This is a genomic window from Pseudomonas cichorii (assembly GCF_018343775.1).
Taxonomy (GTDB): Bacteria; Pseudomonadota; Gammaproteobacteria; order Pseudomonadales; family Pseudomonadaceae; genus Aquipseudomonas; species Aquipseudomonas cichorii.
Genome location: NZ_CP074349.1, coordinates 4,587,002 through 4,599,907, shown reverse-complemented (window position 1 = coordinate 4,599,907; position 12,906 = coordinate 4,587,002). Strand labels below are relative to the sequence as shown.

Here is a 12,906-nt window from a genome sequence, read left to right as displayed (position 1 = left end):
ACCGACTGTCAGTTAGTGAGGTGTAACAGGAACCGTACGACGGTTTCTTTTTCCAACTGAGTCTTTATGCGTGTTATACGGACGTAGCCAAGTTCATACGTCCCTTGTTATCAATACTGCTGTGGGTCATCCATGTTATCTAATAAAAGTCTCGTTCTCGCCCTGTGTATTGCCGTCACCGGCTGTGCCCAAACCCCTAAAACCGATTCTGCCGATGTTGCCGATACGGGCAGCCATTGGTGGCAGTTTGGTTTTGGCAAGGATGCTCCAGCGGATGTAGCAAAAGCTCCTGCTCCGGCGTCGGCCCCGGCTCCTCAAAAGGCGCCTGTGGTTGCTGATTCCCTCGCCAAGACTGAAAAGAGCAACCCGTGGTATTGGCCGTTCGGCAGCAGTGATGACACCAAGAAGGACGAGCCCAAGGCTGCTCCGATGCCCGACCCGAAAATCACCCAGGCCTGGCTCGACGAGTACGAACCGCGCCTGCGTGCGGCGATCAAGGACAGCCCGTTCGAGCTGGAGCGACGTGAAGACCTGCTGGCCATCACCGCGCCGGTCGACACTTCGTTCAACCCTGACCGTCCAGCCATGTTGCTGCCCGTGACCCTTGGCCCGATCACCCGTCTGGCCAAGGCTGTCGAAGGTGACTCCAAGGCTGCCGTACTGGTGCTTGGCCACGCCGACACTTCGGGTGTCGCGGCTGCCAACCAGAAAATCAGCCAGGAACGTGCACAATCCGTTGCTGCGATCTTCCGCCTCAGTGGTCTGGAGCGTAATCGCCTGAGCCTGCGCGGCATGGGTGCCGTGATGCCTCGTGCTGCCAACGACAGCGCCCAGGGCCGCTCGCTCAACCGTCGTGTCGAAATCCTGCTGACACCTCAGGACACCATGGTTGCGCTGATGAGCAAATACGCCTTGCCACCGGCCACACCGACCATGGTTGCGACTCAGGACGTCAAGCCTGTCGTGCCGCCAGCGCCTGCTCCGGCCAAGAAAGTGGCTGCGACGAAGAAGGACACAGCCAAGGCCTCCACGGCCAAGAAGGCTGCACCTGCCAAGGCCACTACCGCCAAGAAAGCTGCCCCAGCCAAATCCACGGCGCCAGCCAAGAAAACCACTGCAGCCAAGGACGCTCCAGCCAAAGCCGCGCCTGCCAAGGATGCAGCCAAGAAAACCGGCGATCAGGCCAGCAACTGATCGCCTGACTGACCCGTATCATTCCCTCAGGGGAGTGTTCGGGTCAGACTTCGCATTATTTCGGTGAAGGAACCCGTCATGACCCAAGCCCTGGCCGATATGCGCCGTGATTATGCCCGCGATGGTTTGACCGAAGCGCAGGCACCCGATGAACCCTTTGCCCTGTTCCACAAATGGTTCGACGAAGCGGTCAAGACAGAACAGGCTCCCGTAGAAGCCAATGCCATGACCCTGGCGACGGTCGATGAAGAGGGGCGTCCGCATTGCCGGGTGCTGCTGCTCAAGGGGCTGGATACACTGGGCTTCACCTTTTTCACCAACTATGACAGTGCCAAGGGGCAGCACCTGGCTGCTCGTCCGTTTGCTGCCATGACGTTCTTCTGGCCGACCCTTGAGCGTCAGGTGCGTATCGAAGGGCGTGTGGTCAAGGTCAGTGCGCAAGAGTCAGATGCGTATTTCCAGGTTCGCCCACTGGGCAGTCGCCTGGGCGCCTGGGCATCACCGCAAAGTTGCGTCATAGCCGATCGTGCAGAGCTTGAAGGCATGATCAAACAGACCGAGCAGCGTTTTCTCGATACACAGCCTCATTGCCCGGACCATTGGGGCGGCTATCGTCTTTTGCCTGAACGGATCGAGTTCTGGCAGGGACGTCCAAGTCGTTTGCATGATCGTTTGAACTATCGTTTGATAGACGATCAATGGACACGGGAACGTCTGGCACCCTGAGCTTTAATTAAACGAACAGTGAGTGACGCGCAGCTACCATGCGTGGGAATTATTCTGTTACCAGGTCGTCATAGCGCTACACGTGGCGTCGCTGTATGACACCTGAATGAACTTAAATTGCAGGAACGGGGCCGTGACAGCGTCGACAGGGCGGAGTCTAATGGCCACTGGTTCCTTTGGAGATGCCTTTATGCGCAAGTCTGCTTTTCTGGCCGCCTCGTTCACCGCGATGGCGCTGACACTGGGCGGCTGTACCTCGAATCTCACCGGTGATTCCTACTCCCGTGACGAAGCCAGGACTGTACAGACCGTTCGCCTGGGTACTGTCGAATCTCTGCGACCTGTCAAAATCGAAGGCACCAAGACACCAATCGGCGCAGGTGCCGGTGCCGTGGTCGGTGGTGTAGGCGGTAGCGCCATCGGTGGTGGGCGCGGCAGTGTCGTTGCAGCGGTGATCGGTGCCGTTGCCGGTGGTCTGCTGGGCTCCATGACCGAAGAAGGCCTGACCCGTACTCAAGGTGTTGAAATCACCGTGCGTGAAGACGACGGCAGCATGCGTGCCTATGTGCAGCAGGTTCAGGAAAACGAGATTTTCCGTGTCGGCGAGCGCGTGCGCATCATGACCGTCAATGGCACGAGCCGTGTATCGCATTGATCTGTCGGTCAGTCATGAAAAACCCGAGCCTTGGCTCGGGTTTTTTCTTTATGGGGTAACTACACCCGGTTCTTTCTGCTGCACATGAGCATGACGGCATAGCCCATCAGTGCCGCGAGAATGGAGCCGGTGAGAATGCCCATGCGATCTTCTCCCGCGTAGTCACTGACGCCAGCCTCGAAGGCCAGCGAGCCCACGAACAGGCTCATGGTGAAACCGATCCCGCAGAGGATCGAAACGCCCAGCACCTGTCCCCAGTTGGCTTCGCTCGGCAGTTTCGCCAGACCCGTCTGGATCGCTAGCCAGGTCAGCCCGAAGACTCCCAGCGTCTTGCCGATCAACAGGCCTGCCGCAATCCCCATGGGTACCGGATGGGTAAAACTGTCCAGCGTAATGCCCGTCAGTGAAACACCGGCATTGGCAAAGGCGAAGAGCGGCAGGATTCCATAGGCGACCCACGGGTGCAGCCCATGCTCCAGGTTCAGCAGGGGTGACGCTTTTTCGGTTTTGGTGCGCAGCGGTATGCAGAAGGCCAGGACCACGCCGGCCAGCGTCGCATGGATGCCACTTTTAAGTACACAAACCCACAGCACGAGGCCTATCAGCAGGTAAGGCCCCAGCTTGGCTACGCCGAGCCGGTTCATCACGATCAGGGCCACAATGGATACACCCGCGAGGATCAGCGACAGGCTCGACAGTTCGCCCGAGTAGAACAGCGCAATGACGATGATCGCGCCAAGGTCGTCGATGATGGCGAGGGTCATGAGGAACAGTTTGAGCGACACCGGTACGCGCTTGCCGAGCAGTGCGAGCACGCCCAGGGCAAAGGCGATATCGGTCGCCATGGGAATTGCCCAGCCACCCAAGGCGGCAGGGTTGTCCTTGTTGAGCGCATAATAGATGAGCGCCGGAACAACCATGCCGCCAATGGCTGCAGCGCCCGGTAATACCACTTGCGAGGGCCTGGACAGATGGCCTTCAAGCAGTTCGCGTTTCACCTCAAGCCCGATGACCAGAAAGAACAGCGCCATCAAGCCATCGTTGATCCACAACAACAGGGGCTTGGCGATCTTGATTGCGCCAATCTGGGCCACTACCGGGATATTGAGGAATTCGTTGTACAACCATGACAACGGCGAGTTATTGATAATCAGGGCAAGGGCAGCAGCAGCGATCAGCAGCAGGCCGCCTGCTGCTTCAAGTTGAAAGAAACGTATGATCGTATTTCGCATCGGTGCGGTTATGCTCCATGGTTTCAAGGAAAAAGCCCGTTACCCTAACGTTTACCTGCCGGGGTTAAAACAAAAGTTATATTCGTTTTGGTTCTAAAGGTAACGACGCTGTTGCAGTTTCTGAAGTCTAACAATTGTGTAACTTATTAAGTCTTAGCTGTGCCTGTTTTGGCTGTAGGCTATTTCCTAAAATCCTGCTTTCAATAACTTTTTGTAACTTCCGGTCATTCGGAATAGAAGAGCAGTCAGTCCATGATCGATAACCGTCCCTGGTCCCGTGAAGCCATTCGTATCATCGAAGCAGACTTCCAGCGCAGCGCCGACACTCACTTGATTCCCTTGCCTCTGCCAGGGTTGCCTGGCGTGGAACTGTACTTCAAGGACGAGTCCAGCCATCCCACCGGCAGCCTCAAGCATCGTCTGGCACGTTCGCTGTTTCTGTATGCGCTGTGCAATGGCTGGCTCAAGGCTGGAGCACCGGTGATAGAGGCGTCCAGCGGTTCCACGGCGATTTCCGAGGCTTACTTCGCCCGCTTGCTGGGCCTGCCGTTCGTGGCAGTGATGCCAGCGAGCACTTCTCGGGCGAAGATCGAGCAGATTGCTTTCTATGGGGGCAAGAGCCATCTGGTTCAGGATCCGACGCAGATCTATGCCGAGTCCGAAAGGCTGGCACGGGAAACCGGCGGGCATTTCATGGACCAGTTCACCTATGCCGAGCGGGCGACTGACTGGCGGGCGAACAACAACATTGCCGAGTCGATCTTTCAGCAACTGCGTTTTGAAAAGCACCCGGAGCCGACCTGGCTGATTTCCAGCCCCGGTACGGGCGGCACGACGGCGACGCTGGGGCGTTACGTTCGTTATCGGCAGCACGCCACGCGAGTGTTGTGCGCCGACGCCGAGCGCTCGGTGTTCTTCGATTATTACCGCAGCGGCGATGCCAGCCTGCGGCTGGAGTGCGGGTCACGCATCGAAGGCATCGGCAGGCCGCGTGTCGAGGCTTCGTTCCTGCCCAATGTGATCGACGCCATGGTCAAGGTGCCGGATGCGCTGTCACTGGCGGCCATGCATTACCTGGCCCGGCGACTGGGGCGCAAGGTCGGCGGGTCAAGCGGCACCAACCTCATCGGCGCACTGCTGGCTGCCCGGCAGATGGTCGAAGCGGGAGAGGAGGGTTCGATCGTGGCGATTCTGTGCGATGGTGGCGAGCGCTATGCCAGCACCTATTACGATGAGGCCTGGCTCAAAGCTCAGGGGTATGAACTGGCGGGGTTGATCGAAGGCGTTGCAGCCTGCGCCGAGCAAGGCAAGGCCTTGCCCGAGGGTGTGCAGCGCGCAGGCTTGTAGGAGCGAATTCATTCGCGAATGAATTCGCTCCTCAGCGGGTGGGTTTTATTCAATCCCCAACATGTTGCGCGCCAGCCCTTCGGCAATCCGGATGCCGTCCACGCCTGCTGACAGGATGCCACCGGCATAACCGGCACCTTCACCTGCCGGGTACAGGCCCTTGACGTTGAGGCTCTGCATGTCCGCGCCACGTGTGATGCGCAGCGGGGCGGAGGTGCGGGTTTCGATGCCGGTCAGGATCGCGTCATGCTGGGCAAAGCCTTTGATTTGTTTGTCGAACGCAGGCAATGCTTCGCGAATGGCTTCGATGGCATAAGCGGGCAGGGCGTCGGCCAGGTCCAGCAGCTTCACGCCCGGCTTGTAGGACGGCTCGACGCTGCCCAGCTCGGTGGAAGCCTTGCCGGCAATGAAGTCGCCGACCAGTTGCGCCGGAGCTTCGTAGTTGCTGCCGCCCATCAGGAAGGCATGGGACTCCAGGCGCTCCTGCAACTCGATCCCGGCCAGCGGGCTGCCTGGATAGTCTTCCGGAGTAATGCCGACCACGATGCCCGAGTTGGCGTTGCGCTCGTTGCGCGAGTACTGGCTCATGCCGTTGGTGACCACGCGGTTTGGTTCCGAAGTCGCCGCCACAACAGTACCGCCCGGACACATGCAAAAGCTGTACACCGAACGACCGTTGCTGGCGTGGTGCACCAGCTTGTAATCGGCAGCGCCCAGTTTCGGGTGCCCGGCGTATTTGCCCAGCCGGGCACGGTCGATCAGGGATTGCGGGTGCTCGATACGGAAACCCACCGAGAACGGCTTGGCTTCCATGTACACGCCACGACTGTGCAGCATGCGGAACGTATCGCGGGCGCTGTGGCCCAGGGCCAGAATCACGTGGCGGGACTCGATGCGCTCGCCGCTGTCCAGTTCTACACCGTGCAACTGGCCATCTTCGATCAGCAAGTCGGTGACACGCTGCTGGAAGCGCACTTCACCGCCCAGCGCTTCGATCTGCTGGCGCATGTTTTCAACGACGCCCGTCAGACGGAAGGTGCCGATGTGGGGTTTGCTGACGTAGAGGATTTCTTCCGGTGCACCGGCTTTCACGAACTCGTGCAAGACCTTGCGACCATGGAATTTCGGGTCCTTGATCTGGCTATAGAGCTTGCCGTCGGAAAAGGTCCCGGCACCGCCCTCGCCAAACTGCACGTTGGATTCGGGGTTGAGGATATTCTTGCGCCACAGGCCCCAGGTGTCCTTGGTGCGTTGGCGAACTTCCTTGCCGCGTTCGAGAATGATCGGCTTGAAACCCATCTGGGCCAGCAGCAGCCCGGCGAAAATCCCGCAGGGGCCGAAGCCGACCACGATCGGGCGCTCTTTGAGATCCGCAGGAGCATGGCCCACGACTTTGTAGCTGACATCCGGCGCCGGGCCGACATGGCGGTCATTGGCCAGTTTGCGCAGCAGGGCTTCTTCGTCGCGAACCTGGAAGTCGATGGTGTAGATGAAGAACAGCTCGGAGGACTTCTTGCGCGCATCGTAGCTGCGCTTGAACAGTGTGAAGTCCAGCAGTTCGCTGCTGTCGATACCCAGATGCTGCAACAGGGCAGCGCGCAGGTCTTCGTCCGGGTGATCGATCGGCAGCTTGAGTTCGGTGATTCGTAACATTAAGGGGTCCAGTTTTCGGGCCGCAGGTTCAGCCCGACAGCACTACAAGAACCGGCGATTATAAGCCCTGAACCCCTGCCACGGCGAGTCGGCTGGCCTGATGGCGCATCAATCGTTGCGCGAACCGCCGTAATAGCCGCAGCCACGCTGGGTCTGGCCGTTGACGCGCAGCTCGGCGGTCAGGTGCTGTACCGATCCATTGACACTGTCGACGCAACGCTGCGGGGTGACCCACAGTTCGATACGTTGATTGTTGGCTTCGGTGCTGACGCTGAAGCTGCCGTCGGGCAGTTGTTCTTCAAGGTAAGGGAAAGCCAGCGCTTCCTGACCTTCACGCTCCAGAACCATGCCCTTGCCTCCGACATTGACGTTCCAGGCAGGCTTGTTGCCGCTGGCGTGCAGGGTCAGGCGCTTGAAGTTGAGGTCTTCGCAGGACTGGTCGGGACGTTCGACGCGATAGAACTGATACAGGTCCACTTGCCCGTCACTGTTGACGGCCTTGCTGGCAACGAAGTTGCCTCGCAGATCGGCAAACACCTGGCCCTTGCTGTCGGCCAGCGAAGCGGCTTCCTGAAGGATGCCGGTGTTGCCGCGATCCTTGACCAGGTAACGGCGTTGCTCATGGCATGGTTTGAACAGCAGTTGTCCGTTTTCCCCGATCAGGTCGCCTTGCATGCGGATCATGCCGGCGGTAGACACCTTGGTCGCATCCTGCGATTTGCCCAGTGGAAGACCGAGCATCTGGCACCCGGCGAACAGTGGCAAGAGAGCGAATACAAAGGTGGAGCGAACAGCGGACATGAGGAGGCCTCCAGATAAGTGCCGCCACGTTACTCAGCCTGCCGCCTCATCACAAGGGGCGACACTGGCCGTAGGAGCGAATTTATTCGCGAAGCTTCGCGGATAAATCCGCTCCCACACCCAAAGGTCAACCGCCCAGGTAGGCATCCCGTACTTTCGGGTCCACCAGCAGTTCTTCACCGGAGCCCTGCATCACCACGCGACCGTTCTCCAGAACATAGGCGCGGTCGGCGATTTTCAGGGCCTGGTTGGCGTTCTGCTCAACGAGGAACACGGTCACGCCGTCACGACGCAGTTGTTCGACGATCTCGAAAATCTGCTGAATGATGATCGGTGCCAGACCCAGCGAAGGTTCGTCCAGCAACAGCAGCTTGGGCTTGCTCATCAGCGCACGGCCGATGGCGAGCATCTGCTGTTCGCCGCCGGACATGGTGCCGCCGCGCTGAGTGAAGCGTTCCTTGAGGCGAGGGAACAGGTGCAGGACCTTGTCCATCTGCTCCTGATAGTCGCCTTTTTCAGTGAAGAAGCCGCCCATGGCCAGGTTCTCTTCGACCGTCAGGCGGGCGAACACGCGGCGGCCTTCCGGCACGACGGCGATGCTCTTGCGCATGATGACCGACGACTCCAGGCCCACCAGTTCCTCGCCCATGTAGCGAATGCTGCCGCTATGGGCGCGAGGTGATCCGCACAACGTCATCAACAGCGTGGACTTGCCTGCGCCGTTGGCACCGATCAGGGTGACGATCTCGCCCTTGCGGACTTCGACGTTGATGTCGTGCAGCGCCTGGATCTTGCCGTAGAAGGTGGAAACGTTTTCAAACTGCAGCATTTACGCTTCCCCCAGGTAGGCTTTGATCACTTCAGGATTGTCGCGGATCTCTTGCGGTGTGCCGTCGGCCAGAGGCGTGCCCTGGTTGATCACCACGATATGGTCGGAAATGCTCATGACCAGTTTCATGTCGTGCTCGATCAGCAGGACCGTGGCGTTGTGATCGTTGCGCAGCACGCCGATCAGTGCCTTGAGGTCTTCGGTTTCCTTGGGGTTCAGGCCGGCTGCCGGCTCGTCGAGCATCAGGATGCGCGGACGGGTCATCATGCAGCGGGCGATTTCCAGGCGGCGTTGCTGACCGTAGGCCAGGGTGCCGGCCGCCCGGTTGGCGAACTCCTTGAGATTCACGGCTTCCAGCCAGTGCTCGGCATAGTCCATGGCCTCGCGCTCGCTTCTGCGGAACGCCGGGGTCTTGAACAGGCCGGACAGGAAGTTGGTGTTCAGGTGCCGATGCTGGGCGACCAGCAGGTTTTCCACGGCGGTCATTTCCTTGAACAGACGCACGTTCTGGAAGGTCCGGACCACGCCTTTGCGGGCGATCTCGTGGCCGGCAAGGCCCTGGATCGGCTCGCCATCAAGCAGGATGGTGCCCGCCGTCGGCTTGTAGAAGCCGGTCAGGCAGTTGAATACCGTGGTCTTGCCGGCGCCGTTGGGGCCGATCATCGACACGACTTGCTTTTCATTGACGGTCAGGCCAACGCCGTTGACGGCCAGCAGGCCACCAAAGCGCATGCTCAGACCCGATGCTTGCAGTAATGGACGGCTCATTTACGCAGCTCCATGTGAGGGCGCTGCATAGGCAGGAAACCTTGAGGACGCCAGATCATCATCAGCACCATCATGGCGCCGAACATCAACATGCGGTATTCGCTGAATTCACGCATCAACTCGGGCAGCAGGATCATCACGATGGCAGCGAGGATGACACCAAGCTGCGAGCCCATGCCGCCCAGGACGACGATGGCCAGGATGATTGCCGACTCGATGAAGGTGAAGGATTCCGGCGTCACCAGACCCTGACGGGCGGCGAAGAAGCTACCGGCGAAACCTGCGAACGCAGCGCCCAGGGTGAAGGCCGACAACTTGATGATGGTCGGATTCAGGCCCAGTGCCCGGCAGGCGATTTCGTCTTCACGCAGCGCTTCCCAGGCACGCCCGATAGGCATGCGCAGCAGGCGGTTGATGACGAACAGCGCGGCCAGAGCCAGCAGCAGGGCGACCAGATAGAGGAAGATCACCTTGTTGATAGAGTTGTAGGTCAGGCCGAAGAACTCGTGGAAGGTCTGCATGCCTTCAGCTGCCTTACGCTCGAACGTCAGGCCGAAAAACGTCGGTTTTTCGATGTTGCTGATGCCGTTCGGGCCACCGGTGAACTCGGTCATGTTGCGCAGCAGCAGGCGAATGATTTCACCGAAGCCCAGGGTCACGATGGCCAGATAGTCACCGCGCAGGCGCAATACCGGGAACCCCAGCAGGAAACCGAACAGCGCAGCCATCAACCCGGCAATCGGCAGGCAGATCCAGAAACCCAGGCCGAAGTAGTGGGAGAGCATGGCGTAGCTGTAGGCGCCGACGGCATAGAAACCGACATAACCCAGGTCCAGCAGGCCGGCCAGACCGACCACGATGTTCAGGCCCAGGCCCAGCATCACGTAGATCAGGATCAGTGTCGCGATATCCACCGCGCCACGGGAGCCGAAGAACGGCCAGACCAGAGCAACCATGACCAGTGCCAGGATGAACCAGCGCTGGGTGCTCGGCAGGGTCAGGAAGTTGCTGGCCTTGGACGGTACGCTCGGCAGGCTCGGCGACGCGCGCCAGGCAGCGGATATCTGTTCATGGAACAGCACGCGCACGAACATCAGTGCGGCGCAGCTCAGGATGATTGCAACCGTGGTGCTGCTGGCGCCAATGACCGTCAGGTTTACCCCGACGATTTCCAGCTTGAGGCCCAGCACTGGATAGGCGACAGCCAGCACCAGCAAGGCGCTGAAAAACGCCGACTTGAGATTCTTGGTCATACTTTTTCAACCTCCGGACGGCCAAGCAGGCCGGTCGGCCGGAACAACAGCACCAATACGAGAAGACTGAACGCAACGACATCCTTGTACTGGTCGCCGAATACGTCGGCACCGAATGCCTCGGCTATACCCAGTACCAGACCACCCAGCATGGCGCCGGGGATACTGCCGATACCGCCAAGCACCGCAGCGGTGAACGCCTTGATACCGACCAGGAAGCCCGCGTTGGGGTTGATCACGCCGTATTGCATGCTCAGCAGCACGGCAGCAATGGCGGCCAGGGCTGCACCAATGACGAAGGTCAGGGCAATGATGTTGTTGGTGTTGATACCCAGCAGGTTGGCCATCTTGATGTCTTCGGCACAGGCGCGGCACGCACGGCCCAGGCGAGAGCGGGAGATGAACCAGGTCAGGCCGAGCATCGCGACCACGGTCACGATGAAGATCAGCACCTGCATGTACGAGATCACGACTTCATGGGTGCTGGCAGAGCCGAACACGAAGTTGCCGGGAATCAGGTTGGGGATCGACTTATCTTTGGAATCCTGGGAAAGCAGCACGGTGTTCTGCAGGAATAGAGACATGCCGATGGCAGAAATAAGCGGGATCAGTCGGTTGCTGCCGCGCAATGGCCGGTAGGCCACACGTTCGATCGCATAACCATAGGCACTGGTCACGACGATACTCGCGGCGAAGGCTGCGGTAATCAGCAGTGGCAAGCTGCCAAGGCCCATCATCGTCAGGCCCGCGATGGCGATGAACGCCACGTAGGAACCGATCATGTATACCTCGCCATGGGCAAAGTTGATCATGCCGATGATGCCGTAGACCATGGTGTAACCGATGGCAATCAAGGCATAAGTGCTGCCAATGGTCATGCCATTAACCAGCTGTTGGAAAAAGTGATAGATGTCTATCTCGGGCATTACAGCGCTCCTAAAAACCTGCTCTGTGTTTCACTGGTTGAGTCTTTACCGGCTGCTCGTCGTGCTCTGAGGCCTCGTTTGAGGCAGCTGGGTCTGTTGCCGTTTCAGCACGAGCCGTGCGCAAGCGACAGCAGACCCTCGTGAATCACGGGTAACGGTTTCAAGATATTCAGGGACGTCAGGACCCTGTGGGGCCCATGCGCCTCGCAAAACAAAGCCCACTGAGGTAGCAGTGGGCTCTGGTGTCGATCAAGGGCGCGTGATTACTTCACGGGCGCCTCGGTCTTGGTGCCGTCTTTGTGCCAGGTGTAAACCACGAACTTGAAGTCTTTCAGGTCGCCCTTGGCATCGAATGCCAGGTCGCCGGTCGGAGTCTTGAAGGTGTTGGCACGCAGGGCAGCAGCGACCTTGTCGGTGTCTTCGCTCTTGGCGATCTTGATTGCGTCGGCAATCACGGTCACGGCCGAGTAGGACGGGAACACGAACGGGCCGCTTGGGTCCTCTTTCTTGGCCTTGAAGGCTTCAACCAGCGCCTGGTTGGCCGGATCCTGATCGAAGGAGGCTGGCAGGGTGACCAGCAGGCCTTCGGACGCATCCTGGGCAATCTGCGAGATCGACGCGTTACCCACGCCTTCCGGACCCATGAAGCCGGCTTTCAGGCCTTTTTCCTGGGACTGACGCAGGATCAGGCCCAGTTCAGGGTGGTAGCCGCCGTAGTAGACGAAGTCGACGTTGGCTTGCTTCATCTTGGCGATCAGCGAAGAGAAGTCCTTGTCGCCAGCATTGATACCTTCGAACAGGGCAACTTTGACGCCGTCCTTTTCCAGGGTCTGCTTGACGGCAGTGGCGATGCCTTCACCGTACTGCTGCTTGTCGTGGATGACGGCAACGACTTTCGGCTTGACCTGCTTGGCAATGTAGTCGCCTGCGGCCGGGCCTTGAGCGCTGTCCAGGCCGATGGTGCGGAACACCAGCTTGTAGCCACGGGAAGTGATGTCCGGGCTGGTAGCTGCCGGGGTCACCATGATGATGCCTTCGTCTTCGTAGACGTCCGAAGCCGGTTGAGCCGAGCTGGAGCACAGGTGGCCGATGACGAACTTCACGCCGTCGTTGACGATCTTGTTGGCCACGGCCACGGCTTGTTTCGGGTCGCAGGCGTCGTCGTATTCGACAGCTTCGAGCTTCTTGCCATCAACGCCGCCCTTGGCGTTGATCTGTTCGATGGCCATCTTCGCACCGCTGAACTGCATGTCGCCGTACTGGGCGACTGCGCCGGTCTTTGGACCCGCGATGCCGATCTTGATGGTATCTGCTGCGAACGAATGGCTGGCAACTCCCGCCATAACCAATGCGGCAAACAGCTTCGAAAGCTTCTTGGTACCCTTAGTCATGATGCTCCACTCTTGCGTTGTAGTTTTTATAATCCTGATGGCTAAAGCTGCAGGATCGGACGTGATAACCGATCGCCTCCCCACTCTGCCAACTGTACCGGAACAGTTTAGAGTGCTGGTTGATGGCTTGA

12 protein-coding genes are annotated in these 12,906 nt (G+C 59.3%); 4 read left to right on the top strand and 8 right to left on the bottom strand.

Annotated features, from left to right (window positions below):
* Positions 1-132: 132 nt before the first annotated feature.
* The 3 genes from KGD89_RS19560 to KGD89_RS19550 all read left to right on the top strand — a co-directional run bounded on the left by KGD89_RS19560 (position 133) and on the right by KGD89_RS19550 (position 2,575).
* On the top strand, positions 133-1,194 hold the full coding sequence (locus KGD89_RS19560) for an OmpA family protein (protein ID WP_025261456.1): 1,062 nt from the start codon (positions 133-135) through the stop codon (positions 1,192-1,194).
* Between the two features lie 78 nt (positions 1,195-1,272).
* On the top strand, positions 1,273-1,920 hold the full coding sequence (gene pdxH / locus KGD89_RS19555) for a pyridoxamine 5'-phosphate oxidase (protein ID WP_025261455.1): 648 nt from the start codon (positions 1,273-1,275) through the stop codon (positions 1,918-1,920).
* 190 nt (positions 1,921-2,110) lie between these two features.
* On the top strand, positions 2,111-2,575 hold the full coding sequence (locus KGD89_RS19550) for an outer membrane lipoprotein (protein ID WP_025261454.1): 465 nt from the start codon (positions 2,111-2,113) through the stop codon (positions 2,573-2,575).
* A 59-nt stretch (positions 2,576-2,634) separates the two neighbouring features.
* Here KGD89_RS19550 and nhaA read toward each other — a convergent pair whose 3' ends face one another.
* Positions 2,635-3,807 carry a Na+/H+ antiporter NhaA gene (nhaA, locus tag KGD89_RS19545; RefSeq protein ID WP_038399999.1) on the bottom strand — a complete coding sequence of 391 codons (1,173 nt, stop codon included), beginning with the start codon at positions 3,805-3,807 and terminating at the stop codon, positions 2,635-2,637.
* 252 nt (positions 3,808-4,059) lie between these two features.
* On the opposite strand from nhaA, the gene KGD89_RS19540 reads away from it, so the two are divergent.
* A complete protein-coding gene (locus tag KGD89_RS19540) occupies positions 4,060-5,154 on the top strand; it encodes a PLP-dependent cysteine synthase family protein (protein WP_025261452.1) in 1,095 nt (364 codons plus the stop codon).
* Positions 5,155-5,199: 45 nt separating this feature from the next.
* Here the strand turns inward: KGD89_RS19540 and KGD89_RS19535 are convergent, their stop codons facing one another.
* The 7 genes from KGD89_RS19535 to KGD89_RS19505 form a co-directional block, all read right to left on the bottom strand.
* Positions 5,200-6,807, bottom strand: a complete 1,608-nt coding sequence (locus KGD89_RS19535; protein WP_025261451.1) for an NAD(P)/FAD-dependent oxidoreductase — start codon at positions 6,805-6,807, stop codon at positions 5,200-5,202.
* A 108-nt stretch (positions 6,808-6,915) separates the two neighbouring features.
* Positions 6,916-7,608 (bottom strand): COG3650 family protein, encoded by a 693-nt coding sequence (locus tag KGD89_RS19530; protein WP_025261450.1) that lies wholly within the window; start codon positions 7,606-7,608, stop codon positions 6,916-6,918.
* A gap of 127 nt (positions 7,609-7,735) precedes the next feature.
* The gene (locus tag KGD89_RS19525; protein WP_025261449.1) at positions 7,736-8,437 is read right to left on the bottom strand and encodes an ABC transporter ATP-binding protein; all 702 of its coding nucleotides are present in this window, start codon (positions 8,435-8,437) and stop codon (positions 7,736-7,738) included.
* A complete protein-coding gene (livG, locus tag KGD89_RS19520; protein WP_025261448.1) occupies positions 8,438-9,205 on the bottom strand; it encodes a high-affinity branched-chain amino acid ABC transporter ATP-binding protein LivG in 768 nt (255 codons plus the stop codon).
* Positions 9,202-10,458 carry a high-affinity branched-chain amino acid ABC transporter permease LivM gene (locus KGD89_RS19515; RefSeq protein ID WP_025261447.1) on the bottom strand — a complete coding sequence of 419 codons (1,257 nt, stop codon included), beginning with the start codon at positions 10,456-10,458 and terminating at the stop codon, positions 9,202-9,204. The genes livG and KGD89_RS19515 overlap by 4 nt, the downstream gene beginning before the upstream one ends.
* Positions 10,455-11,384, bottom strand: a complete 930-nt coding sequence (gene livH / locus KGD89_RS19510) for a high-affinity branched-chain amino acid ABC transporter permease LivH (RefSeq protein WP_025261446.1) — start codon at positions 11,382-11,384, stop codon at positions 10,455-10,457. Before livH ends, KGD89_RS19515 begins: the two co-directional genes overlap by 4 nt.
* A 263-nt stretch (positions 11,385-11,647) precedes the next feature.
* Positions 11,648-12,775 carry a branched-chain amino acid ABC transporter substrate-binding protein gene (locus tag KGD89_RS19505; RefSeq protein WP_025261445.1) on the bottom strand — a complete coding sequence of 376 codons (1,128 nt, stop codon included), beginning with the start codon at positions 12,773-12,775 and terminating at the stop codon, positions 11,648-11,650.
* Between the last annotated feature and the right edge of the window lie 131 nt (positions 12,776-12,906).

What these genes read in the sequence shown, in the direction of transcription:
- livH (WP_025261446.1), bottom strand. Translation starts at nt 11,384, where the DNA reads ATGCCCGAGATAGACATCTATCACTTTTTCCAACAGCTGGTTAATGGC.
- KGD89_RS19550 (WP_025261454.1), top strand. Translation starts at nt 2,111, where the DNA reads ATGCGCAAGTCTGCTTTTCTGGCCGCCTCGTTCACCGCGATGGCGCTG.
- KGD89_RS19515 (WP_025261447.1), bottom strand. Translation starts at nt 10,458, where the DNA reads ATGACCAAGAATCTCAAGTCGGCGTTTTTCAGCGCCTTGCTGGTGCTG.
- pdxH (WP_025261455.1), top strand. Translation starts at nt 1,273, where the DNA reads ATGACCCAAGCCCTGGCCGATATGCGCCGTGATTATGCCCGCGATGGT.
- livG (WP_025261448.1), bottom strand. Translation starts at nt 9,205, where the DNA reads ATGAGCCGTCCATTACTGCAAGCATCGGGTCTGAGCATGCGCTTTGGT.
- KGD89_RS19530 (WP_025261450.1), bottom strand. Translation starts at nt 7,608, where the DNA reads ATGTCCGCTGTTCGCTCCACCTTTGTATTCGCTCTCTTGCCACTGTTC.
- KGD89_RS19540 (WP_025261452.1), top strand. Translation starts at nt 4,060, where the DNA reads ATGATCGATAACCGTCCCTGGTCCCGTGAAGCCATTCGTATCATCGAA.
- nhaA (WP_038399999.1), bottom strand. Translation starts at nt 3,807, where the DNA reads ATGCGAAATACGATCATACGTTTCTTTCAACTTGAAGCAGCAGGCGGC.
- KGD89_RS19535 (WP_025261451.1), bottom strand. Translation starts at nt 6,807, where the DNA reads ATGTTACGAATCACCGAACTCAAGCTGCCGATCGATCACCCGGACGAA.
- KGD89_RS19560 (WP_025261456.1), top strand. Translation starts at nt 133, where the DNA reads ATGTTATCTAATAAAAGTCTCGTTCTCGCCCTGTGTATTGCCGTCACC.
- KGD89_RS19505 (WP_025261445.1), bottom strand. Translation starts at nt 12,775, where the DNA reads ATGACTAAGGGTACCAAGAAGCTTTCGAAGCTGTTTGCCGCATTGGTT.
- KGD89_RS19525 (WP_025261449.1), bottom strand. Translation starts at nt 8,437, where the DNA reads ATGCTGCAGTTTGAAAACGTTTCCACCTTCTACGGCAAGATCCAGGCG.